Origin of the sequence: Natrialba sp. PRR66 (genome assembly GCF_034808065.1) — an archaeon.
Classification (GTDB): Archaea; Halobacteriota; Halobacteria; order Halobacteriales; family Natrialbaceae; genus Natrialba; species Natrialba aegyptia.
The window spans coordinates 690,733-715,279 of the sequence record NZ_JAXHGN010000001.1 but is presented as its reverse complement, the minus strand read 5'-3'; the positions used below and the strand labels follow the sequence as shown (position 1 = coordinate 715,279).

22 protein-coding genes are annotated in these 24,547 nt (G+C 63.9%); 11 read left to right on the top strand and 11 right to left on the bottom strand.

Annotated elements, in window-relative coordinates; all coding sequences use genetic code 11:
* Positions 1-43 precede the first annotated feature (43 nt).
* Positions 44-1,636 carry a cobyric acid synthase gene (locus tag SM755_RS03380; protein ID WP_323171440.1) on the top strand — a complete coding sequence of 531 codons (1,593 nt, stop codon included), beginning with the start codon at positions 44-46 and terminating at the stop codon, positions 1,634-1,636.
* Here SM755_RS03380 and SM755_RS03375 read toward each other — a convergent pair whose 3' ends face one another.
* Positions 1,637-2,035 (bottom strand): CopG family transcriptional regulator, encoded by a 399-nt coding sequence (locus SM755_RS03375; protein ID WP_323171439.1) that lies wholly within the window; start codon positions 2,033-2,035, stop codon positions 1,637-1,639. It lies immediately after the preceding gene.
* Positions 2,036-2,239: 204 nt separating this feature from the next.
* Here SM755_RS03375 and SM755_RS03370 point away from each other — a divergent pair, with 204 nt between their 5' ends.
* Complete coding sequence (locus SM755_RS03370) at positions 2,240-2,491, top strand: MTH865 family protein (RefSeq protein ID WP_006109640.1); 252 nt, start codon at positions 2,240-2,242, stop codon at positions 2,489-2,491.
* A gap of 175 nt (positions 2,492-2,666) precedes the next feature.
* On the top strand, positions 2,667-5,216 hold the full coding sequence (locus tag SM755_RS03365) for a bacterio-opsin activator domain-containing protein (protein ID WP_323171438.1): 2,550 nt from the start codon (positions 2,667-2,669) through the stop codon (positions 5,214-5,216).
* Between the two features lie 313 nt (positions 5,217-5,529).
* Here SM755_RS03365 and SM755_RS03360 read toward each other — a convergent pair whose 3' ends face one another.
* The 7 genes from SM755_RS03360 to SM755_RS03330 form a co-directional block, all read right to left on the bottom strand.
* Positions 5,530-5,907, bottom strand: coding sequence for a winged helix-turn-helix domain-containing protein (locus tag SM755_RS03360; RefSeq protein WP_006664171.1), 378 nt, complete (start codon positions 5,905-5,907; stop codon positions 5,530-5,532).
* A 202-nt stretch (positions 5,908-6,109) separates the two neighbouring features.
* Positions 6,110-7,150 carry a trehalose-phosphatase gene (gene otsB, locus SM755_RS03355; RefSeq protein WP_323171437.1) on the bottom strand — a complete coding sequence of 347 codons (1,041 nt, stop codon included), beginning with the start codon at positions 7,148-7,150 and terminating at the stop codon, positions 6,110-6,112.
* A gap of 101 nt (positions 7,151-7,251) precedes the next feature.
* Positions 7,252-8,856: a trehalose-6-phosphate synthase gene (locus SM755_RS03350; RefSeq protein ID WP_323171874.1), complete on the bottom strand. Its 1,605-nt coding sequence runs from the start codon at positions 8,854-8,856 to the stop codon at positions 7,252-7,254.
* Positions 8,857-9,053: 197 nt separating this feature from the next.
* A complete protein-coding gene (locus SM755_RS03345) occupies positions 9,054-9,230 on the bottom strand; it encodes a hypothetical protein (RefSeq protein ID WP_006664174.1) in 177 nt (58 codons plus the stop codon).
* Positions 9,231-9,256: 26 nt separating this feature from the next.
* Positions 9,257-9,421, bottom strand: a complete 165-nt coding sequence (locus SM755_RS03340; protein WP_323171436.1) for a hypothetical protein — start codon at positions 9,419-9,421, stop codon at positions 9,257-9,259.
* Positions 9,396-10,556: an iron transporter gene (locus SM755_RS03335; RefSeq protein WP_323171435.1), complete on the bottom strand. Its 1,161-nt coding sequence runs from the start codon at positions 10,554-10,556 to the stop codon at positions 9,396-9,398. The genes SM755_RS03340 and SM755_RS03335 overlap by 26 nt, the downstream gene beginning before the upstream one ends.
* A gap of 115 nt (positions 10,557-10,671) precedes the next feature.
* Positions 10,672-12,309, bottom strand: coding sequence for a hypothetical protein (locus SM755_RS03330; protein ID WP_323171434.1), 1,638 nt, complete (start codon positions 12,307-12,309; stop codon positions 10,672-10,674).
* Positions 12,310-12,472: 163 nt separating this feature from the next.
* Between SM755_RS03330 and SM755_RS03325 the strand changes: the two genes are divergently transcribed.
* The 7 genes from SM755_RS03325 to SM755_RS03295 all read left to right on the top strand — a co-directional run bounded on the left by SM755_RS03325 (position 12,473) and on the right by SM755_RS03295 (position 19,674).
* On the top strand, positions 12,473-13,219 hold the full coding sequence (locus SM755_RS03325) for an SCO family protein (protein WP_323171433.1): 747 nt from the start codon (positions 12,473-12,475) through the stop codon (positions 13,217-13,219).
* 2 nt (positions 13,220-13,221) lie between these two features.
* A complete protein-coding gene (locus SM755_RS03320) occupies positions 13,222-13,818 on the top strand; it encodes a TlpA disulfide reductase family protein (protein WP_323171432.1) in 597 nt (198 codons plus the stop codon).
* The gene (locus tag SM755_RS03315) at positions 13,815-14,501 is read left to right on the top strand and encodes a cytochrome c biogenesis protein CcdA (RefSeq protein WP_323171431.1); all 687 of its coding nucleotides are present in this window, start codon (positions 13,815-13,817) and stop codon (positions 14,499-14,501) included. Before SM755_RS03320 ends, SM755_RS03315 begins: the two co-directional genes overlap by 4 nt.
* Positions 14,502-14,590: 89 nt before the next feature.
* On the top strand, positions 14,591-14,722 hold the full coding sequence (locus SM755_RS03310; RefSeq protein WP_323171430.1) for a hypothetical protein: 132 nt from the start codon (positions 14,591-14,593) through the stop codon (positions 14,720-14,722).
* Positions 14,723-14,784: 62 nt separating this feature from the next.
* Positions 14,785-15,225 (top strand): universal stress protein, encoded by a 441-nt coding sequence (locus SM755_RS03305; protein ID WP_006664180.1) that lies wholly within the window; start codon positions 14,785-14,787, stop codon positions 15,223-15,225.
* A gap of 220 nt (positions 15,226-15,445) precedes the next feature.
* Complete coding sequence (locus tag SM755_RS03300) at positions 15,446-18,499, top strand: bacterio-opsin activator domain-containing protein (protein ID WP_323171429.1); 3,054 nt, start codon at positions 15,446-15,448, stop codon at positions 18,497-18,499.
* A 350-nt stretch (positions 18,500-18,849) separates the two neighbouring features.
* Positions 18,850-19,674 (top strand): helix-turn-helix domain-containing protein, encoded by an 825-nt coding sequence (locus SM755_RS03295; RefSeq protein WP_323171428.1) that lies wholly within the window; start codon positions 18,850-18,852, stop codon positions 19,672-19,674.
* A 32-nt stretch (positions 19,675-19,706) separates the two neighbouring features.
* Here SM755_RS03295 and SM755_RS03290 read toward each other — a convergent pair whose 3' ends face one another.
* A complete protein-coding gene (locus tag SM755_RS03290) occupies positions 19,707-19,946 on the bottom strand; it encodes a hypothetical protein (RefSeq protein WP_006664183.1) in 240 nt (79 codons plus the stop codon).
* Positions 19,947-20,087: 141 nt separating this feature from the next.
* Complete coding sequence (locus SM755_RS03285; RefSeq protein ID WP_006109654.1) at positions 20,088-20,276, bottom strand: DUF5786 family protein; 189 nt, start codon at positions 20,274-20,276, stop codon at positions 20,088-20,090.
* Between the two features lie 638 nt (positions 20,277-20,914).
* Between SM755_RS03285 and glmS the strand changes: the two genes are divergently transcribed.
* A complete protein-coding gene (gene glmS / locus SM755_RS03280; protein ID WP_323171427.1) occupies positions 20,915-22,729 on the top strand; it encodes a glutamine--fructose-6-phosphate transaminase (isomerizing) in 1,815 nt (604 codons plus the stop codon).
* 231 nt (positions 22,730-22,960) lie between these two features.
* On the opposite strand, the gene glmU is transcribed toward glmS, so the two are convergent.
* Entirely contained in the window at positions 22,961-24,142 is a 1,182-nt protein-coding gene (gene glmU, locus SM755_RS03275; RefSeq protein WP_323171426.1) for a bifunctional sugar-1-phosphate nucleotidylyltransferase/acetyltransferase, read from the bottom strand.
* Between the last annotated feature and the right edge of the window lie 405 nt (positions 24,143-24,547).

Below are 24,547 nucleotides of genomic sequence, written 5' to 3'. Positions count from 1 at the left end.
GAATCGACAGGACGATACGCTGGGACGCAGCAGGGACGTGTGAATGACGCGGACGCTTCTGGTCGCCGGGACTGCGAGCCACGTCGGCAAATCAACCGTCGTCGCGGGACTCTGTCGCCTGCTCGCGGATCGGGGCGTCTCGGTCGCACCATTCAAAGCACAGAACATGAGTAACAACGCCCGCGTCGTCATCCGCGCGGCGGGGGAAGACAGCGGCAACCCGTCGGCTGTGACCGCCGAAGCGAACTCGAACGAGGTCGACGACAGGTGGGGCGAAATCGGCGTCTCGCAGTTCACGCAGGCCCGCGCGGCGCGGCTCACGCCGACGACGGATTGCAATCCCGTCCTCCTGAAACCGCGCGGCGACGGCGAGAGTCAACTGGTCGTGCAGGGCCGGGCCCGCGAGCACGTTCCCGCCGGCAGCTACTACGAGAACCACTGGGAGGACGCCCGTATCGCCGCCGAGGACTCCTATCGGCGGCTGGCGGCCGACCACGACGTGATCGTCGCCGAAGGCGCGGGCAGCATCGCCGAGATCAACCTTCACGACCGCGACCTCGCGAACGTCGAAACCGCCCGGTTCGCCGACGCTGATATCCTCCTGCTCGTCGACATCGAGCGCGGCGGCGCGTTCGCCAGCCTCTACGGAACGATCGAACTCTTACCCGACGACATCCGCGAGCGCGTCGTCGGCGCGCTCATCACCAAGTTCAGAGGCGACCCGTCGCTGCTCGACCCCGGAATCGAGGAGATCGAATCGCGGACTGGCGTCCCGATCCTCGGCGTGTTACCCTACGACGATCCCGGCCTGCCGGAGGAGGACAGCGTCGGCCTCCCCGGCGTCGAGGAGCGGGGCGTCCGCGGCGACGACGACGGCGTTCCGGGAGAGCAGCGGCTTCGAATCGCCGTCCCCCGTCTCCCGCGCATCTCCAACGCGACTGATCTCGAGGCGCTCGCCGCGGAACCCGGCGTGTCGGTCGTCTACGTGCCGGTCGACGATGGAGCGAGCGAGAATCCCCTGGACGCAGTTGCGGCCGACGCCGTCGTTCTCCCGGGGACCAAAAATACGGTCGACGACCTCCGCGCGCTCCGCACCGCCGAGTTCGGCGATGCACTGCACGTCTTCGACGGCCCCGTCGTCGGCATCTGCGGCGGCTACCAACTCCTCGGCGAGCGACTCACCAACGCCTCGCTCGAAGGAACCGGGACCGACGATACACTCGACGGGCTCGGATTGCTCCCCGTCGAAACGCGGTTCGACGAGGACAAGCGACTCGAGCGGACGACGGTCCCCGTCGACGGATCGGCGACCCCGCTGCTCGCCGGCGCGGAGGGGACCGCTTCGGGGTACGAAATTCATGCCGGCCGAACGCGGGCGCTCGAACCGATCCAGCGCCCGCTCGGTGACGCGAGTGCAGCACGCGGGCGGGTGCTCGGAACCTACCTTCACGGCGTCTTCGACAATACGGGCGTCCGCACAGCGTTTCTCGAGGCTGTGGCGCGGTCTGCAGGTGTCGAGTGGCCAGCCCACAACGCGAACTCGTCCGGAGAAACAGCGACGGCACCCGCAGATCGGGCTGCAACATTACTTCGACAGCATGTCGACGCGGCGTTTCTCGAGTCGATTCGACCCTGATTACGGTTGATTTGGCGTTCCCTCTCGGTACGTCCCGAGCAACTCCTCCAAGATGATACACTCCTGATCGGTCGCTTCGTAGTGGGTGTCGATAAACCGCTCTGCAGCCTCGTAATTGCCCCGCAGCCCCTGTTTGCGGACTGTAATCACAGCATCGAGGAAGAACGTTCCACCGTCCGTGCCCAGCGCCTTCACGTGATCTTCTTCAGTGATATCGAGTTCGGATTTGATCTCGTCGAAGTTGAACGTCTCGACGTCGTGATCGGGGTCGATGAGCGTGAGTACGTACTCCGCAGAGAAGCGATAGAACTCGGATTTGCTCTCGAACATACCGTCGTCGACGAGCGTGTCGATCTCTTCGACGACCTCGTCGGGGTACCTGACGGTATCTTTCGCCATGGGTTGACATGCAGTCCGGGGCATAATTACTGTTTCGGAGCTGTTGGAGCCGATGACTATCTCCCGGCCAGTGAATACGCTAGACAGACACTATCAGTGCTATGAGAGCGGAAGAAACCCCAGCGAAGGGAAGAATTACGCTCTCACGCTGAACGCGCAACTACCTACAAATTTATTATTTATCGGACGTAACGGAGTCACGCAATGGCAGATGAAGACGAAATCCGTGAGCAGATGATCGACGCGTTCGAAGGCGCTGACTACCCGATTTCGAGTCCAATGGACCTCGTCCCAGCGCTGCCGAACGGTCCGGGGACGAAGTTCGAGTCCGGGGATTTTTCGATGACTGCGATGGAACTAAACACGAAAATATCCGGCGGCGACTTCCCGTACGACGATCCGGAATCGTTCGTCGACGACGTCATCGGCGAACTGAAAGCAGCAGACGAACTCTAACCGGTTCGGAGACGGGATGCGACAGTAGCACAACCCTCGTTCACTCGCACGGCCACCTGTTGGCCGACCGTCGAATCATTTCGACCCCTATGTTTTATTGCAGGTCGCGGTGTTGAGTAGAAAGTATACCGGCTCGGAGCACTGGCGTAGTGACGAATAGCCGATACCCCGGACCATGGAGCACTCACAGGAAACCGTCTCACTCGTCTGTGTAACGAACGCACCAGCGAGCGAACACCGACTCCGTACGGAACTCGAGGCGATGGATCGTGATCCGCCAGTGGAAATTATCGTTCGGTCACTGGCTGAACTCCGATCAACGGATCGATCCGGGCCCGCGTTCGCGTTCAATCCGGACGGGATCGTCATCGATGTCGATCGGCCCGCGTCGTTGCAAACGGCTATTGGTCACGTTACGGACGTGAGAACCAAAGCGCGAACGCAGACGCGAACACGGACGCGAGCGTCCGACCGGGACACGGCACAAGACGACGGCGAACAGCCGATCGTCGTCACGCCACGAAACGGCAGCGAAACGCTCGCTGCAGCGGCACTCCGGGCCGATGTGAGCGAGTACGTTCCGGCGACCGATAATGCCGTCACCCGCGTTCTCAACGTGGTTCGAGAAGAGACAGCGACGACTGGCAGCCGTGGGAGTGACTCCGAGGGGGAGGAAGGCGAGGACGGAGACGGAGACGAAGACGAAGACGAAGGGGAAGGGGAAACGGAAGAAAAACAGGAACAAGAACAGGAGCAACGACAGAAACAGCGACAGAAGCAGGCAAGCGCAAACACCGACTCAACCGTCGGTACCAGCACCGACTCCGGCCCCGACCCCGACTCCGAACAGCGCGTGGAACGTGACGCCGAATCGACGCCCACACCGAACGCCACCCACGACGATACCTATCACCGAATCATCGCCAACGAACTGCCCGACGAGGCGTTCGTCATCAGTGCCGACGGGACATATCTAGAGTCCAAAATCCGACCGAGTTCAGCCGAACTCTACACCATCTCCGCGGCTGAACTCGTCGGCAAGCGCCTCACCGATGCGTTCCCGGAGGAGACCGCGACACAACTGCAGGACTGTCTCGACCGCGCACTCCGAACCGGCGAGGTCCAATCCGTCGAGTACAGCGTCGAGACCACCGAAGGCCGCCGTCGCTACGAAGCGCGTGTCGTCCCGATCGACGAACGCATCGACGGCCAGCGCGCCGTCATCTGGCTCGCCCGCGACATCACCGAGCGCGCACAACGCGAACGCAGACTGCGGGCCAGGCAGGCAAATCTCGAGACGCTCAACCGTATCAACGCCGTTATTCGGCAAGTGATCGAAACGCTCGTCGACGCCCCCACCCGAGATGCGATCGAACGAGAGGTCTGCGCTGAACTCGTCGATTCGGATCTCTACTGTGGGTGCTGGATCGCCGAACGCACCACGAACGGCGAGTTCACTTATCGAACGGGTGCGGGCGAAGCGACGACGTATCTCGAGGCCGTTCGGAACCTCGACGACGCACGGTATGAACACTCACAGGAACGGACGCAAGCGGGGGCAAGTGGAGAGTCCGAGGCTGACACGGCAACCGCGACCGCGGCGGGTGAGGAGGCTGACGATGATACCGACGGGAGCGCTGATGAGCACGGTGACAGTGGTCGTGAGAGCGAACACGATGGAGACGGCGGTACCGACGCTGACACCGACAGCGATACCGACACTGAGAACGGAGCTACCAAACCCGCCTCACCAACGGACATCCAGAGACCGGTCGAACGAACCGGAACCACGGGGGAAATACTGACGGCAAACCACATCCTCGAACGAGAACCCTTACCCAAGCCGATACAGGCCGCCGCCAGCGAAGACACCGTTCGGGCGGCGATCGCCGTTCCGATCGTCCACGAGCAAACGATCTACGGCGTGTTGACCGTCCTCGCGAGTCGAGCCGATGCGTTCTCGGACACCGAACAGGAAGCGTTCAAACTCCTCGGGGAAACTATGGGCTTTTCGATCATGGCAGTCAAAAGCCGCCAGTTGCTATTTGCCGATACCGTCACCGAACTCGAGTTCAGAATCGACGGCGGGGAGTCGTTTTCGTTCGATCTGACGACGAAGTACGACTGTACGTGTTCCCTCGAATGGTCGGGAACCACCTCGGACGGCCGGCCGATCCAGTACGTGACCGTCGACGGACTCGATGGGGAGACGGTGATCGAGGCGGCATCGGAACACGAGTCGATCGAGTCGTGTCGGCTCATCCACGACGGGCGGGATCACTGTACGATCGAGATGCGCCTGGTCGAGTCCGGCGTTCGAACGATTGCGAATCACGGGGGAACGATCCGGGACGTGACGGTCACAGACGGGATCGGAACCTGCATTGTCGAGGTGCCCCAGCATAGCGACGTCCGGGAGGTCGCCGAGGCGCTGTCCGCAATCTACGAAAGTACGGAACTCATGGCGCGTCGCGAGGTCGACCGGCCGGTCCACACGGCAGTCGAACGCCGCAATCGAATCCACGAGGAGCTTACAGACCGGCAGTTGACGACGCTGCGCCTCGCCTACTTCAGCGGCTTCTTCGAGTGGCCGCGCTCGAGCACCGGCGAGGAGATCGCCGAGACCATGGGTGTGACTCCACCGACGATGCACCAACACCTCCGAAAGGGGCTCAAGACGGTCCTTTCCGAATTCTTCGAAGAGGGGAGTAGCCCGACGGAGTGACCGGCTCCAAATTGGAGCCACGAATGGCCGTCTCTCCGGTGAACTCGTCTCTGTGAGACGACTGTACCCGACCGAGTTCATCGCGGTCTCATACGGTCTGCTGTAACGATTTACCGGCGCAACCGCGCCCGTCCTGCGGTTGCGCCGGAAATGACTGACAGCAGTCCGTATCAAAGGCTCGAAGGGTCGTCCACCGGGAGGGTGGGATGACTCGCTACGATGGTCGCTGGTCCGCTGATAAGATGGCGCGGATAAAATGCAGCCTCATGCCGCGAATGATCCAATCGATCGCGGCTGAGCGGCGGAAACGGGATTACTCGTCGGCGTCTGTGTTGGCGTTTTCGTCGTCTACGTCACCGTTTTCCCCGCGGACGAACGCTGCCTGGCTGTCACCGTTCTGATCGAGATCGCCCGCGCTGGGGCCCTCGATGAGGTCTTCGAAGTCGTCGGCCTCGCCGTACTGATCCTGATAGACGAGTGCTGCTTTGCCTGTCGAGGAAATCTCGTAGAGGCCGGATCGTTCTGCTGGCCCGATCTTCTCGACTAAGCCGTAGTCTTCGAGGACGGGGAGACGGGTGTTGATGTTTTTTCGACTCTTTCCCGTGTGGGCGGCGAGATTCGTCGCGACGTTTCGCCCCTTATCCTCGAGCGCTTCGAGGATCAGGAAATCAGTTGGCTGGCGTAGCTTCACTCTCTGTCACTCTCGTACCGAATCTTTATTTCCACTGGTAACTAATACTTTCGGCTTGTCCCGGGGAGTTCGCTTTGGCAATCACTATCGGCAACAATATATGTGATCACGCGTAACGATGGCGTGGGGCCAGCAAACCCCCGCTGAACGCCGGCCGAAGCCATCGGAGCCGGCGATTATCAGCGCCAGCAGCCAACGGTATTTATTCATTCGCCACGGGCGTCGGCCAGCGTTCCGGGATCGGCCCGACACGCGGGTCGTCGTTCCACAGCTCAGTTCCAGACAGCGACTGCGTTCGCTGCCCGACGAGTTCGACGCCGGCAGTCCCGAGCCAGTCGAGAACGCGGGCGACCGCGGCGGGTGACCGGACGCGGAAGGATGCCGTGGAGGGATCGTCATCACCGACGCGAATACTGATGCCGTCGGCGTCGATGGCGCGGAACGCGGACTCGTCGGTCACGTCGTCACCGATGTAGAGTGGAACGGTACCGTCCGGAAGCGTCGACGTGATGACATCGACGGCGTCGCCTTTGCCCCAGTCGATCGTCGGTCCGATTTCGAGGATGCGTTTGCCGGGGGAGATATCGAGTTCGTCGCCGCCGAATCGGTCGACGATGGTCCGTGTAAGTCGGCGAACGGTGGGGCGAGCAGCGGGTGGGACGGTGCGCACGTGGACGGTTCCGGTCAGGCGCTTGTTTTCGATTCGAACGTTCGGGATCGGGCCGAGGACGGTTTCGAGCGCTTCGCAGACGGTTTCGAGCCGAGCGGCGCGTTCGTGTGCAACCGGGTGAACGGCGACGGTCTCGTTCCAGGCGAGTTCGAGGCCGTGGTTGCCGGCGTAGATGCGCGGCCCGTCGATGCGGGTCCGCACGTCGGCGAGGCTCCGCCCGCTGACGATAGCCGTCGTGACGGGAGCGGCATCGACGAGCCCCGCGACGGCGGTTTCGTTTGCCGTCGTCGGCGCGGCTGCATCGGGCTCGTCGACGATGGGGGCGAGCGTCCCGTCGAAGTCGAGACAGACCAGCAGATGCGTTGCGTTGGCGAGGGTAGCCCGGAGCTGTGGCAAGTGCTCGCCCGTCAGGAGTGGAGGCGGCTGCAGTGGTGTCTCGTGTGGGGAGTCGTCTGTAGTGGTCTCGTCGGTATCGGTGCCGATGCCGGCGTCGATATCGGTGTCGGTACTGGCGTCGGTGCTTTCGATACTGGTATCGGAACCGTCGTCGGTGGCTGCTGACTGGTCGGACATCGTTCGCAAATCGGGTGTGGGTGGAGTTCGGATGGTGGGATCGAGACTCGTTCCGTCACGGGAAGCGAGTGCAGAGACGGTCGAACGCACACGAGTTCAGTTCAGACGAGCGAGGTTCGTTCGTGCGAGCCGGAGTCGGAATCCGATTCGGAGTTGGCACCCGACTCGGCGTCGTCCGTTCCGGACTGCGAATTCGGTGCTGTCCAGTGGCCGTCGTGGACCCGGGACAGCCACTCGAACTGCGTTTCCATCCAGGAATCGATATCGTTCTCGAAGATCGTCTTTCGAAGGGCATCCATTCGACGGGCACGATCCTGTGGCGACAGTGTGAGTGCGTCTTCGATTCGATCGGCGAACTCCTCGACAGCTGTCGGATTGATCGAAATCGCGTTCTCGCTCAATCGTTCGTGTGCGCCCGTGCGGTCGCTCAACAGCAGGGTGCCGTCGCCGTCGACGCTCGCGGCTACGTACTCCTGGGCGACCAGGTTCATCCCGTCACACAGCGAACTGACGATCAGCAGATCGGCGTGCCGGTACAGCGCACAGAGGTCGTCCGCCGGCAGAATATCTTCCGTGTAAACGATCGGCTGCCAGTCGTCGGTCCCGAACCGGCGGTTGATCCGGTCGACCTCGCTCCGGACGAGGTCGCCGTGGCGAGCGTAGGCCGGAATCTCCGTTCGCGACGGCGTGGCCTTCTGAACGAAGGTGAACTCGCCGCGCCAGCCCGGATTCCCCTCGAAGAAGCGCTCGAGTGCGGTCAGCCGTTCCGGAATGCCCTTCGTGTAGTCGAGGCGGTCGACGCCGAGTCCGAGCGTCACGTTCTGCGGAATATCGTAGCGCTCGAAGAGCGCGTGGAGCCGGTCCGCATCCGCGGTGCGTGCGCGCTGATCGTAGGAGTCGGCATCGACCCCCATCGGCGTCCCAACGGCGCGGGTCGTGTGGCCCTTATAGTGGACCGTTCGCCGCTCGCGGTCGACCGCTGCGTCCGGCAGGTACCGGCGGACGCAATCGAGGAAGGCGTCGGCGTATCGCTCGACGTGGAATCCGAGCAAATCGTTGCCGAGCAGTCCTTCGAGTACCTGCTTGCCTTCGGGGCAGTACTCGAACGTCGCCGGCGAGGGCCACGGGATGTGCCAGAACTGCGCGACCGTCGCCGACGACGGAATCGACTCACGGATCATCCGCGGCGCGAGCGCGAAGTGATAGTCCTGCAGCCAGACGACCGAATCCGAACTCGCGTGCTCGGCGACCGCGTCCGCGAACGTCGCGTTGACCGTCCGATACCACTCGAAGTCATCATCCCGTTCCTCGACGAGCTCAGCGAAGCCGTGACAGAGCGGCCAGAGGACGCGGTTGCTGAAGCCGCGATAGTAGGCGTCGACGGCGTCGTCGGAGAGGTCGATCCGCCGAAGCGTGTAGCACTCCTCCTCGGGCGGGACGCCGACGCAGTCGCGCGCGTCGGTGACGTCGAAGTCGGCGTCGCCGTCGCCCCAGGCGATCCAGGTACCGCTCGTTTCCTGCAGAACGGGATCGAGACCGGCGGTGAGGCCGCCGGTGGGTTCGTCGACTGAGATCGCCGCCGTGTCCGCTCCTGTCTCCGCGTCCGGCTCCGTTTCCGCGTTTCCGTTCGTTTCCGCCTCCGTGTCGTACTCGTGGCGATACGGCTGCCGATTCGAAACGACAGTGAGAGAGTCGGGAACTCGCATTCGCTGAAACAGAACAGGGCCGCCACTGGTTGCTTCGCGGCCTGCAGCCGCAGGGGGGTTAACAGTCGTCCGGTAGCGTTTCCATCGTCCGGACAGTCCGGCTTCTCGAGGGCTCTGTCCACGAGCGGCAGCGAGCAACTGCACCCGTCGATATCGAAGCCGACGGCAGTCCGAGGTGAACTCGTTTCCCCGGCCCATCAGTAGAAGTACAGTTCGAGTTCGTGACCGCAGTTGCGACAGGCGGTTTCGGTGCCGCGTAATCGGTCGGCCGTGCCGTCGTCGACGAGTCCGGGACCAGCAGGGACGGCGGTAGTGACGGTTGTATCACACTCCGGGCAGCCGATCTGCATGGTTGCGTTTTCCGAGCGAGACATACACACGAGGTAGTCCGGATCGGGGGTTAGTTATCATCGGCATAATGGGGCTGTTTCCGACCGTTCGTGACCGTTCCGATCGATACGAGTTCGTTTACGAACCGTTCGTCGCGGTAGTTGCGCCGTTCCGCCAGTTCGTCGTAACTCGAGGGCGTTTCGACTGGCTCAGCGCTGGGCCTGGAAGCGAACATCGTCGAACGCGCGAAACGCCGTCTCGTAGCCATCGTGGCGGGCGACCTGCGGCGGCGTCTCGACGCTGATCGTGATCGTCGTCTCCCGCTCGTCCGCGGTGGACTGGCCCGTACTAAGCACGTCGCTCTCGGCTCCGTAATGATGGCCGAGCGTCGGATCGACAGCTTCGGTGAGCGTCAGCGATTCGCGGGTTTCGGTCCCGCCGCCGTCTTCGTCGCCGCCGGTGCGTTCACTACCACCGCCATTACCCCCGCTATCGACGGTCGCGGAGAGCCCGGCAAACGGCAACATCACGTCGTTGTACGGCGTTCGGAGCGTCACCGCAAGATACGCACGCTCCGATGCGCCACCGACCCGCTCCGCGTCGAGCACGAGCGCCCCCACGCGCGCGTCACCACTATCGGCCGTTCCGAGGTGATCGCCGGGTAACTCAGCGAGCGGTTGGCCGCGCGAGGACGGCATCGAATCGTTCGTCCGCAAGTCGAGGGCTTCCCGGGTGCCCCGCCGCTGGGTGTCGATATACTCGACGCCGAGGTCGTGAACGTCCTCTCTGGCGTGGGTGAACTCGACCGTGAGCGTCTCGGTGCGGCCGAGACGATCCCCGAACGCCCCGGTTCGATCGGTGTCGAGGGGACCGACCTGCACGCGCGCCGTGTACGTCCCGTCACCGAATAACTCGACGTTATCGCCGTAGTGAAAGCCCATCTGCTGGGAAATCATCGGCCACAACGAACCGACGGGCGTCGCCTCTTCTCCCTCCCGTACCAGTTCGAGACGGACCGTCGCCGGAACCACGAGTTCGGTCTCCCGATCCCAGACCGTCACCATGAGATGCAGACTGTCCGACGGCTGCACGTCGACCTGATTCGACTCGCCGGCGAGTAGCCAGAACCGGTGCGGGATCGTATACCCGAGAGCGATCGCGAACTCGTCGCCGGTCGCGGTGCCGAGTCGGGCCATTTTCTCGGTCGATGCGGGGAGGTAGACCGCGTCGGGACGGTCCTGGACGAGCGGCGGGTTCGACCAGGCGGATTCTTCCTCGAACCCGAGCCGTTCGAGGCAGCCGGCGAGGGAGAGCGTGCCGATTCCGCTCCCGGCGACGGCTGTCCGACGGAGGATGCTCCGGCGATGCATTGTCTGCGTGTGCACTCCCGGAAACAAAACAACTATCGCAATCGATTGCGGTTCGATTGCGGTTCGATCGCGGTTCGATTGGGTCCAGAGGCGTGGTTTTGGTTTTGACGAGCGGTTATCCCGCAAGCGTCGGGGGTTGGACCGTCGGTAACGTCAGCAACCAGAGACTAACCGCCGTGTAACAGACCATCACCGCGATAAGTGGGTATTGACTCCGGATCGCCTGTAGTCGGCCCGGGAAACAATCGAACGCGGTCGCGTGGGCGACCCAGACTGCGAGCAGGTGGCCCGCGAGCAACGCGCCGATCTCGAGCATTCCAACCCACCCCGGTAGCGCCAGTGTCGCCGGATTGAGCGGCGGCGAGAGCGGACTCGTCACGACCGCGACCGTTGCGGGCGACAGCGAGAGGACGACCCCAACGTAGTGGGCGACGTGATAGCCAGCCGCGATCGCGAGTAACGGCGGGGCGAACCGCCGAGCCAGGGTCGCCGTCGAGAGGTACGTCGGCGCGGTTCGACGGGCCGTAGACGCAGCGAACCAGTACAGCCCGAAGGCGACGGCGTACCCGCCGGCGAAGACCACGAACGTTGCAACGGCGACCGGTGCCCCAGCGCCGACGAGTTCAGCGAGCAGTTGGCTGCCGGGCGGGGTGACAACGAAGCCGTTGAACGTGAGTTCCCAGACCAGGAGGAGAACGAACGCGACGTCGCTGGTGTCGGTGACGAGATCGGGGTCGCGCAGGCGGGAGCCGGGGAGGACGAGGGTGAGGCCGCGTCCGTCGCGACGGCGCTGAATCGGGGCTACAGCGCCGTAGAGCCGGAAGACCGTCGCCAGCGGATCGGCGTGGCGGAGCCACGACTGAAGCCCGAAGAGCGTTCCGCCGGCCACCGTATAGACCGTATAGCCGACGGCGAGTCGGGCAAGGAGGGCGGGATCGGACGTAACCGGAAGGACGAGTTCGAGCCAGACGAGCGCGCCGAGGCCGGCGACGGCGGGCCACGAGGCGAGGGTGGAGGGATATGTGAGTAGCCCCGATCCGCCGTCGGCGATCGCGTGGGTATCGGTGGGACCAGTATCGGTACTGTCGGTATCGGTACCCCCGAAGGACTGGATCGGCGGGAGCAAGCACATGACGCCCTCCCCGAGGGCGGCCAGCGCGCATGCGAGTCTGCGAAACGGATCGAGCGCAGGCCAGGGGTTCCCGACCAGGAACGCGACCATCGGAAGCAGCGACCGGAGACCGACGAACGAGAGAATGATCGCGAGGTTCGCGGTCGGCGCGACGCGGCCGGGCCCGGTCAGGCCGACGACGACAGTCCCGACGAGCGCGGCGACGCCGACCAGCCCGGTGAGCCACCACAACCCGCTCGCGAGTTCGGATCGGGACGGGACCAGTACTGAACTCGTTTCGGAGCGGTTCGATGGGTTCGATGGGTCGGACCGGGAGGCTGAGAGCGGCAGCGACCAGGTGTGGAGGGCGTCGACGAGTTGCCGGTCGGTGACCAGGGCGGCGAGCAGTGCCGAGGCACCGATGGCGACGCCGCCGGTGAACACCGTCAGCCAGGCTGGAACGGTGAGTTCGCGATCGTCACCGAGTCCGGCGGCGGCGTTCGACGCGCTGGCGGTATCGGCGGCCGCGCCGATGCCGAGACAGACGATGGCGAGGACCGTGGCGATGGCAACGAGCGTACGTATTGAATGCCACTGCCGTCGGAGACGGGACGGGGGTGTCGGTGACAGCCACGAGCGCATGGACGATACGGTGAGTGACGGAGGCGAGACCGAAGTAGGTACTGACTTCGATAGTGTCGGCGGCGGTCGAAAACGATAGCGACGGAGAACATCTCGTGATAGTACATGTTGCTTCGGCAGGCGAACCAACGAACCTTTGCTCGCTCCGTCCAACGTATCCCGTATGGAGCGACGCACGTATCTCGGCTCGTTTGGTGCGGTGGGGGCTGCCGGACTGACCGGGCTTGCCGGCTGTCTCGGTGAGGTCGGCATCGGCGACAACGCTGACAACGACGATGGCGACAACGACGATGGAACGATCCTCGATCCGCCGGACCGCCCCGGCGATCCGGATGCGATTTCACATCCCACCCACGGCCAAGAGTTCCCCGACTTCTCGCTCCCGGATCCGTTGAGCGGCGAGACGATCGATACCGCCGATTTCGCCGGCGAGAAGTCGTTCCTACTGACGTTCTTCTTTACGTCGTGCCCCAACGGAGCCTGTCCCGCCCTGCTCTTGCGTCTCCGGCGCGCCCAGGCGGACGCCAAGGAAAACGGCTACACGGACGATCTCAGCCTCCTCGCGATGACGTTCGATCCCGAACGCGACACCGCGGACACGCTCGAGAGCTACGCGCACGAACAGGGCGTCGACCTCGAGGCCGGCAACTGGCACTTCCTTCGCCCGGAAAGCTACGAGAGCGGCAAGGAACTGCTCCACGATCAGATCGGGATGCGAATCGAAAAGGTTCCCGAGGAGGAGACCGAACACGAGAACCACGACGGCTACTCGTTTACCCACCTGAACCTGATCCTGCTGGTCAACCAGGACGGCATCGTCGAACGATCCTATCCACAGGCGCTCAATCCTGAACTCGGCGGGAGCGTCGAACAGATCGTCGACGACACGAGTACCGTCGCCCAACAGTAACCATGCACCGACGAGACGTTCTCGCTGGGCTCGGAAGCGCGGGCGTGCTCGCCGGTGCGGGAGCGGTCGCCGTCTACGGCGTCCCCTCCCCCGACGAGTTCAGTTCCGGCGGTGGCGGCGAAGGGGCCGACGCGTCCGAGCAGTCTGAGCCGCCCGAGCCGATAGAGATCGAAACGGTCGACGCCCCGGGCAGCGAGGCGGGAACCGCTCTGGTGCCGTCGCCGTCCGAGCCGACGTTCATCGACCTCTTCGGCACCTGGTGTGCACCCTGCATCGAGCAGATGCCGGCCCTGGCCGAGGCGCACGCGCAGGTCGGCGACCGGGTGCAGTTCGTCTCGGCGACCAACGAGTCAGTCGGCGAGGGCCGATCGATCACCGAGGACGAACTCGTCTCGTGGTGGGACGAACACGACGGCAACTGGACGCTCGGACTCGACCGCAACGCCGAACTCACCGTGCGCTACGGCGGGAACGGCTACCCGTCCGCGGCCGTCGTCGACGCTTCGGGTCGGCTGCAGTGGTCGGACAACGGCGTCAAGAGCGCGGACGAACTCGTCTCGAAGATCGAACTGGTACTCGACGGTGATGCGGACCAATGACGGGGATCACGGGTGAAGCGACGATTCTCTCGACGATCACGTTCTCGCTGCTCGCCGGCGTCTCGACGTTTTTCTCGGCCTGCGCGTATCCGCTGTTGCCGGGGTACGTCGGCTTCTACGCCAGCCAGACCGACGGTGACGAGGCCTCGTTGTCGGGGTCGCTCATCAGGGGTCTCGTCGCCGGGCTCGGCGTTCTGGTAACGCTCGCGCTCATTATCGGCGCGACCTACTGGATCGGTCACTCGACGCTGTCGCGCGTGACGATTTTCGAGCCGATCGCCGGTGTGTTACTCATCGGTTTCGGTCTGCTCATCGTCTTCGATCGGGCACCCTCGATATCGATTCCGCTGCCCAAACGACGGTCGAGCATCCTCGGCTTCGGGATTTTCGGCGTCGGCTATGCGCTCGCCGCTGCGGGCTGTGTCGCCCCGATTTTTATTTCGGTGACCTCCTATTCGCTGACGCTGCCGGTCGGCGAGGCGGTACTCCTCGTCGGCACGTACGTCGGCACCGTCACGCTCCTCATGGTCTCGTTGACCGTCGCGACGGGGGTTGGCCTCATTGCCAGCGGTGGCCGGCTCACCGCACACACAAAGTTACTCGAACGGATCGCCGGCGCGGTCATGATCGTTGCCGGACTCGGGCAGCTCTACCTCTCTATTTTCGTCTTCAACGTGATCTGACGCGGCGACTCCTTCGATATCGAACGGGGACCGATCAAGACCGCCGCTACCGGCGCGTACATATAGGCTCCCGTTCAGTACCGCTCGTCGTGTGCCAGTACCAGTGTCCCAACTGCCTCGAGGAAGCCGGCGCCGAACGGTGCCGGGAGGTCACGGCCGACGGACTCGAGCGAACGTTCGCGTGTCGCAACTGCGAGTACGAGTGGACGGTCATCTTCTGAGCAGCGGCCCGGCAACAGCAAGTCAGACACGTATCCCGCTCTCTCTTGAACCGCTTGATGTAATGTACCAAGACCTGCTACTGGCGACCGACGGCAGCGAGGGCGCACAGTTGGCGACCGATCACGCGATCGAACTCGCCTACCGCCTCGATGCGACGCTACACATCCTCTCGGTCGCCGAGGAGGGGCCACACGGCAGCGAAAAGCGCGATCGGTTACGAACCGACCCGGAAAACGAGGCCGACGAGGCCATCACCCGGGCCGTCACCGAAGCCGAACAGGCTGCCACGGACACCGGGCTCGAGGTGACGACAACCGTCAGAGAGGGCGTCCCGCAGGACGAAATCGTCGAGTTCGCAACGATGAACGGCATGGATATGATCGTCGTCGGGACGGCGGGTCGCTCCGGACTCGACAAACTGATCGTCGGCAGCGTCGCCGAAGAAGTCGTCCAAAACGCACCCGTGCCGGTCGTTACAGTCAGAGAGCACGAGACCGAGTGACAGTCACGGCAGCGACGAAAGTCATCGTTACCCATCGGTACGGAATCGATACTTACCTCTCCAGCCCCGAACGGACATCCGTGACCGTGTGTGCCAGCCGTCGGCCCCGTGTATTCGCCGATCAATCCCGACGAACGGGCCACCGTCACCCATACAGAGCGGGCGGACAGGAACGGGTCGACTGGTTCTCGACCGGACGGTTCCCGGCGGTGGTCGGCCGATGAGCGACCGGCCCGCGATGAGTGCCGACGAACCGCGTTCCGTCCTCGTCGTCGGCTCATCGCCGCCAGTCGAGCGCACGGCGGCCGCGCTTTCGGCAACCCTCGACTCGACTGCGCTCCTCCGAGCGCGGACCGTCTCGGCCGCGCGCGAGCACCTTGCGTCCGCATCACACGCCGCGTCTTCGTCACAACACCGTGCGATCCACTGCCTCGTCTGCGAGTTCAGTCCCGAGTCGGAGACCGACACTGTGCAACCGACACCGCTCGCCGAACTCGCGTCACTGGCGGTGGACGGGGGTATCGACTCGCTGCCGCCGATCGTCGCCATCACCGACGACGAGCGGGTGGACGACGCGCTCGATCACGGGGCTACCGACGTGATTTCGCCGGCGGACTCGCGGGCGGCGATCGCGGCCCGGGTTCGAAACGTCGCAGAACTGCGCCACCACCGAGACAGTGCGCCGGATTCGGGGACAGCCGGTTCCCCGACGTTCAGTGGCGCGCAACTGGATGCTGCACTGGATCTCCTCCCCACTGCGGTATTCACGCTCGGACCCGCCGGTGAACTCGAGTACGCGAACGCGGCCGCCCGCGAGTTCTTTCGCGGTGCATCGGACGCGACCGTTCGAAACCGGGAGGAGACGCCGCTCGAGGGGACCGTCGTCTGGGAACTGTTCCCCGCAGAGATTCGGGAGACCGTCGTCGACCGCTGTGCCGAGGCGCGGGCGACCGGCTCCGTCGTCGAGTTCGAGACCCCGCTGCCCGAACGACTCCCCGCTCTCGCTCCCTCATCGGACGGCCCGTCCACGGCACAGCGCCGCCTCGAGGTGACCGCCGCTCCCGATGAGAACCGCCTCACAGTACTCGCTCGCGAGTTCAGGCGCGACCGGAAATCCGGCAACGGTGTGGAGCGCGACCGGCTCGCGTTGCTCGAGGAGACGGTCGACGCGCTCGAAGACGGCATCGCCGTTCTCGAGGACGGGACGATCCGAATCGCGAATACGACGCTGTGTGATCTCGCCGGCACCGGGACGCTCGTCGGCACAGCCGTCGACGCGCTGTTCGACGACGAACTCGCGGCGGCGATCCGCGAGCGCGCCGATTCCCCGGTCAGCAGGTGGATGGACCCCATTCAGGGTGAACTCGACGGCGACGGATCGGCACAGTCGGTCCCAGTCGACGTGTTCGTCGCGCCGCTGTCGGTCGCGGAGCGAACGCTCTGTGTGGTTCGCGACAGACGACGCTCGGCGGCGGGGACGCTCTCGACAGTCTGTCGGACGATCGATTCACTCTCGACGGCAGCGTCCCGATCTGCCGTGCGTCAGGCCGTCGTTTCCGGGATTCGAGAGTATACCGGAGCCGAGTTCACCGGCTGGTACCGATCCGCCGACGACGGGGACCTGCTCAGCCCCGCGGCGGTCACGACGGCCGAGTCGGTGCCCCGGATCGAGCCGCCGGCAGTCGAACGCGAGGACGTGCCGTTGCACGTCGGTCGTGACGGTGACGACCGTCGCGACGGGACCGACGGCGATAGGTACCGCGACACCGTTCACGCCACGCTCGTCGATCGAGCCGACGCCGATCCGTTCCTCGCCCGCTCGGGCCTGCGCGCAGAGCGCGTGCTCGTCGTTCCGCTCGCGGAGCGCGGTGTCATCGTTGCGACGAGCAGCGATCCGATGGCGTTCGACACGCTCGAGACTGCGCCGGTCGAGACGGTGTCCGCTGCCGGAGCCGCCGCTCTCGATCGAATCGCCGCTCGCGAACGCGTTCGAACGTCTCGCTACGAGCGCGCGCGCCTCGAATCGGAACTGGACACGGCCGTACAGCTCCGAGCGGGCGAGCGCCACCTCCTCGACGCCGATAGCCGGACGGCCGTCGAACAGCGCCTCTGTGAAGTCGCCGCCGCGCTAGCTCCGGCCGACGCGGACGAACTCGCCTGGGTCGGCCGCGCCACCGCCGGCAACGAGACCATCACCCCCCGGACCTGGTCGGGATCCGCGGCCGGACGGGACGGCGAGTGGCTCGACTCCCAAACGATTCCGATCGATCCTAACGCGGCGGCCCCCGCCGGCCGAGCGGCGGCGAGACGGGACTCGATCGTCATCGACGACCTCGCGGAGACCGCTGCTGACGCGGAGACGCACGACGGCGGCGAGAACGCGGACACGACCGCGTTCATCCGCGCCGCAACCGAACGGGGCGTTCGCTCGGCGCTGAGCGTCCCGATCGAACACGACGAGTTCAGCTACGGAACGCTCACGGTGTACGCCGACCAGCCGGCGGCCTTCGACGACCACAGCCGGCGGGTGTACGCCCACCTCGCGGCCGTCGCCGGCCACGCCATCGGCGCGCTCGAACGCAAACGGGCGCTGCTTTCGGACCGCGTCACCGAACTCGAACTCGTCCTGCGCGAGTCCGACGACGTCCTCGTCGCGCTCGCCCACGAACTCGACCAGCCGCTCGACGTGCAGGCGGTCGTTCCGCGCTCGGCGGGCGGCTCGACGGTCTACTGTACGTTGCCGTCCGGCGAGTTCGAGTCCCCGGCGGCATCGCGTCTCGACTCGCTCACCGAACTCGACGGCGTCGCTCGGGTTCGGTCGGTCGGGGAGGGCGAAACCGGCTCGGTCGTCGAGTTCACCGTCGAGACGGACACCATCGCGGACGCGCTCGCGGCTCACAACGGCCTCGTGCGGACGCTCGTCCCGGTCGACGACCGAACGCAAGTGGCACTCGATCTGCCCGATCCCGTCGACGTTCGATCGTTCGTCGAGGGACTGCAGCGTGCGTTTCCGAGCGCTGAACTCGTGTCTCGGCGCGAGCGAGAGCGGGAGACGCGATCGCCGCGGTCGTTCGACGCGGACGCTCGAGAGCGGTTATCGGAGCGCCAGTTTCAGACGCTCGAGGCGGCGTACTACGGCGGCTTCTTCGCCTGGCCCCGCAAGAGCACGGGTGAGGAAATCGCCGACTCGCTGGCCGTCTCGCAGCCGACGTTTAGCCGCCACCTTCGAACGGCCCAGCGGAAGCTCTTCGAACTCCTCTTCGACGAATACTGACGTGAACACCGCTCTTGCACTCCCGGCGAGCGAGACGAGTTCGGAATCGTCACGCGGCCGGTTAGCGACGCTGTCCAGTTCGGCCACGACTGCCGGTAATCTGCTGTTGGACGACCGTAATTCGGTTGTACCGCCGCGGCGGAGCCGGCGAAATTGGATAACCGGTTATTTCTTCCGCCCGGAAACAGTCACGGATTTCGACGGTTGAATCAGTATTGACTCGATTTGTTTATATATTTCCGTGTATAGCCTCCACGCCCATGTAGTCACAGTCGAATCACGGAATCGATGAGCGTGTGTTCGGTAACAACTCCTTACAGTAGCTTTCTACGCGAGCGGGGGATGATTCCATGAGTCTCGATCTTACCGAGACGACGGAGAAACGAGAGCGAGCGAGAACGGACGCCGAAGCGGAGTCACCACCCGCGTCCGTGACTGCGAGCCAGACCGAGTCGGCGACAGCCACGGTCGACACCGGTTCAGCCGACCACTCCGGAACAACCCCCGCACAGACGCCCCTGCGTACACAGGCGGATGGCGGCGTCATCGCGCAACTCCGCCTCGAACACGAGGCCCTCCTCCTGCGTCCAACCCTGCGGCGCGCACTCGATACAACCGTCGAACTCGAGTACCGCACGCAGACGCCGCAAGACCGGACCGTCGTCTTCCTCACCGTCTACGGGACCGAGTTCGAGCCGTTCGACCGTGCGCTGGCAGTCGACCCGACCGTCACGGATCCCGTCCTCGTCGACCGCTACTCCGACAGACGGGTCTACCGTGTGACACTCACCGACCGCGCACTGGCGCTCGCTCCGATGACGACTCCCGTCGACGGCCACATTCTCGATATCACGAGTTCGCGCGACGGCTGGCTCGTCCAGCTTCGCTTCCCGGACCGTGACGCGCTAGTCGAGTTCAACGACACCTGCCGTGCACGCGGCGTCTCCGTCGCGGTCGAGCACCTGCGGGTCTCGGACGACGAGGACGACGGCGTGGTCGCACTGACCGAGAAACAACAGGAATTGCTCCTCGTTGCCTACCAGGAAGGGTACTTCGACGTGCCACGAGGGATTTCGCAGGATGAACTCGCGGATCGACTCGATGTCTCGAAGTCGGCGGTCTCACAGCGGCTTCGCCGAGCGATCGGTGAACTCTGTGGGGCGACGATCGCCTGACTCGGCGATCGAGCGGCTCTCATTTCGCCCGGTTAACGAACGACGTGAAGTCGGAACATCGATCGCAGGCTCCAGAGTACAAGCGCGCTACCGACGATGAGTCCGATCGGAAGCAAGAGTAGAGAGTTGTTGAACGATGAAGCGAGAATCTGAACGCCGAGGATCGCAAGGAAGAGCAGTCCAATCGTTTTGAGGCCTGTTTTGATCCATTCTTTGAAAACAGCGCGGGCGATCTCACGGACGCGTTCCTCGTCGAGTTCTGCAGCGGGCACAGGGGGAACGACGAGGAGGGCATTCACAATTGTTGTGTTTGAAGACGAGAGCGTGGAAGGGCGGTCGAGACGAAACTGAACCCGAGTCGCGTACAGCGCTAGCTCGAGGACAGAGCGAGAGCGGAGAGAAAGCGGCACTCGTTACTCGTCGGCGTCGTCGGACTCGTCCCGCATTGCGCCCAACTGGGAGACGAGTTCGTCCGTGGAGGCGTCGGATTCGAACGAGAGTTGGCCGTCGTGGTCGTTCTGGTGGACGTTGACGGCATCGACATCGTCTTCGTCGGCTGTTTGTTGCTGTTGCTCGGATTCGTCGTAGCTACCAAAACCCATGGGCATACTGGACCGAGCGGGACCATAGGTGTGGCGGTTCGACGCCGTGCTGTGGCGTGTTGACGCGCACGAGACCTGTCTCTAGGCGAATCTTTTTTCGACCGAACGGCCGGGGAACAGGGCGAGACGAGATGGCGGTGAAAGACAGGTGGCTGTCCGCTCGTTGGCCGAGTGTGAGCAGTCCATACCACTGATTCGGCGCACCTTACGGGAATGTTCGGAGCAACATACGAATCATCGGATCGCTGTTTGGTTTACATACTCACAAATATCTGGGGAGAGGTGCATAATTGATGACGAGTAACAGAAATAGTGAAGAATCCATCACTTCTGAGCCGTAACTATAGAACAGTCACGAAACGGTGATTGGGTGGCGTGTAGTGAATCACTGTACTCATCCTGCAATACCGCTGGTTCCGGTAGTCTACCTATAGTAATGGGTTCGGCTTGCCTGTGGTCGTACCATGTCCGTGCCCCGTTTCCGTCCGTGCCGGATTGTGGCGGGCGATCGACCCGCTCGGCTGACTCGATCGTCGACACCGCTATCACACCCAGGAACAGCACTGCTGACCACACGCGATTCGCCAGTGGCCCACACCAGCCGCCACATCCGGCGGCCACTTCGAGGGTGACTACCGATGTGTGGAATTATCGGACACATCGGGACCGGAAACGCGCTTGAAACGCTCCTTACGGGGCTCGAAAATCTCGAATATCGCGGCTACGACTCCGCCGGAATCGCCGTCCAGAACGGCTCCGGAATCGCCGTCCAGAAACGCTCCGGCAAGGTCGACGAACTCAAGAACTCGATCGGTGACAGACACATCGAGGGGAACGTCGGCATCGGCCACACCCGCTGGTCGACTCACGGCCCCCCGACCGACGAGAACGCCCACCCCCACACGGACGACACCGCGGACGTCGCCGTCGTCCACAACGGAATCATCGAGAACTACGCCGACCTCAAATCGTGGCTTCGCGAGCGCGGCCACGAGTTCACGAGCGATACCGACACCGAGGTCATCCCCCACCTCATTCAGTACTATCTCGACGCCGGGATGGCAAACGAGGCGGCCTTCCGGCGAGCGATCGATGAACTCGAGGGGAGTTACGCGGTGACGGCGATGCTCGACGGCGAACACGTCCTCTACGCGGCGCGGCAGGGATCGCCGCTCGTCGTCGGCGTCGAGGACGACGAGTTCTTCCTGGCGAGCGACGTGCCGGCGTTCCTCGAGTACACCGATACCGTGGTCTATCTGGAGGACGGCGACGTTGCGATCGTCGACGAAGACGGCGTCGAGTTCACGGATCTCGCGGGGGAGTCGATCACGCGCGAATCGGAGACGGTCGAGTGGGACCCCGAGCAGGCTGGCAAGGGCGAGTACGACCACTTCATGCTGAAAGAGATTTACGAGCAGCCGACCTCGCTCGGGCAGGCGATCGAAGGCCGGATCGATCCCGAGAACGGACGAATTGCGCTCGAGGATTTCCCGCCGGGAACCTTCGAGGGCGTCGGGAACGTCCAGCTTATCGCCTGCGGAACGTCCTATCACGCGGCGCTGTACGGCTCGCTCGCGCTGAACCAGGCAGGGATTCGCGCGACGGCGCTGCTTGCGAACGAGTACAGCGTAACGGCACCGCCGGTCGACGACGAGACGCTCGTCATCGCGGTGACACAGAGCGGCGAGACGGCGGACACGCTGAACGCGTTGCGCCAGGCGATCGCGGCGGGTGCGGACACGCTTACCGTGACGAACGTGGTCGGCTCGACCGCCGCCCGCGAGGCGGACGACACGCTGTTCATCCGCGCCGGCCCGGAGATCGGCGTCGCCGCGACGAAGACGTTCTCCTCGCAGGCGGTCATGCTCACGCTGTTGGCCCAGCGTATCGCCGCCGATACCTGCGGCGAGCCGCCCGCGGACCTCACATCGCTTCTACCCGACCTGTCTCGAATGCCCACACAGCTCGAGTCGATGCTTGCGACCGACGACGCAGCGCGGATTGCGGACCGCTATCGGGACAGTCAGTCGTACTTCTTCATCGGACGCGGACTCGGTTATCCGGTCGCACTCGAGGGGGCGTTGAAGTTCAAGGAAATCACCTACGAGCACGCGGAGGGCTTCGCCTCGGGTGAACTCAAACACGGGCCGCTTGCGCTCGTCACGCCGAACACGCCGGTATTCGCAGTCTTCACTGGGGAGGAGGACGAGAAAACGCTCAAGAACGCCGAGGAGGCCCAGACCCGCGGCGCGCCCGTGATCGCGATCTGCCCGGACGACCATCGGGCGGTCGAGGTGGCGGACCGGCACATCGCGATACCGGCGACCGATTCCGAACTGGCGGGTCTGTTCGCGAACGTGCAACTGCAGCTCGTCTCCTATCACGCGGCAAACCAGCTCGACCGGCCGATCGACAAGCCTCGCAATCTGGCAAAGAGCGTCACCGTCGAATAGACCGCTGTCGCCGCTCGAAACCGCGGGATTCGAGGCCACCCCCGTCGCCTCGAATCCGTACGGCAACGCGAATCGGTGGCCCGAACTCGAACGGATCTGCGATCGATGTCGACGCCGAGACGGGCTGTTGGAGACGACGATCGTGCACGCTGTGACCGATCGACAGCCTCCGAACTGACTAGCCAGACACCGCTACATAAAATCGCCGCCTGAGAGCGTCGGTTGCGTTCGTTATCGGTCCCGTTCGACGACCTCGCCGGGTCGCGTCGTCGCCGCCGTATCGAGTTTTAACCCGGGCGTGAGGCTCGTATTGATTCCCGTCTTGACGCCGTCGCCGGCAACGACGCCGAACTTTCGCCGATCCGTCGAGACGCGTTCGCCCTTGACGGTGAATTTGACCGCCTCGTCGTCGTGTCGGAGGTTGGCGACCGTCGTCCCGGCTCCGAAGTTGATGTTGCGACCGAGGACGCTGTCACCGACGTAGGACAGGTGACTGACCGACGTGCCCCTGGAGAGAACGCTGTTTTTGATCTCGACGGCGTTGCCAACTGATACGTCTTCGCCGAGGAGCGTCGCCCCGCGAACGTACGCGTTCGGGCCGACCGTCGCTCCCGAGCGGATCAGTGCCGGCCCTTCGATCACGACGCCCGGCTTTACGGTTGCTCCCTCCTCGACGACCACAGCACCTTCGAGTTGCGCGGCGTCGCTGACCTCGCCCTCGATGCAGCGGTCGAGTTCGCCGAGTTTCCATTCGTTGGCTTCGAGCAGTTCCCAGGGGCGACCGACGTCCATCCAGCGGTCGGTCGTGACCGGCGTGACGGCGAACTCGTCGATGACGCGGGCGAGAACGTCGGTGATCTCGTGTTCTCCGCGTTCGCTTGCGGGAACGTCGAGCCAGTCGCGGGCGCGTTCGGGGAAGGCGTACGCACCGGCGTTGGCGAGATTCGTTGGCGGGTCGGCGGGCTTTTCGACGATGTCGACGACGGTGCCGTCGTCGGTGCTCAACACGCCGTAGTTGCGAGGGTCCTCGACCTCGATCGCACAGACGGCTGGGCAGCTATCGAACAGAGCCGCAATCGCGGCCGGATCGTACAGATTGTCACCGTTCAGAACGGCAAAGGGACCGTCCAGGTGCTCACTGGCCGCGTTGACGGCGTCGGCAGTGCCGTTCTGGTCGGTCTGGACGGCATACGAAACGGAGACACCGCGATAGGTAGCACCGAAGAACTCTCTGACGGTCTCGGACTCGTAGCCCACGACGAGGACGATTTCGTCGGCACCGGCGTCGATAGCGGCATCAACGGTGTGGGCGACGAGCGGACGATCAGCGACGGGCAACATCGGCTTCGGAACGGAGCCGGAAAGGGGTCGAATTCGCGTCCCCTCCCCCGCTGCGAGAACGACTGCTTTCATGACCGCGACCTACGGCAATCGGTGGGATAAATATACAGCATCTAATCTCGCCAGGGATGTCACTGAATGTACGGGGAACGCACACGTACCCGCCGGAACCGGCATCGTTGTCCCGCGCACATCTGTTCAAATCAGTTTCACCGGATTATTATACCGGCCCGTGGAAGATCGATCTGAGAGTTACGAGCGGGTGCACTACACTCTGACGATCAATCGGGGCAAAAACACCCGGTAAAACGATTCATTACGCTCAAGAAATATTGAATTTCGCGGTTGAAAACCGGTTATACAACCGATTCTCCGCCGTTCCGAATTACCCCGGGAATCGGACGTGAAATCCGAGACTACCTTTCAAAAATCGAGTTATGCAGTCTATATTAAATACCGTTCTGTGGTTACGGCCTG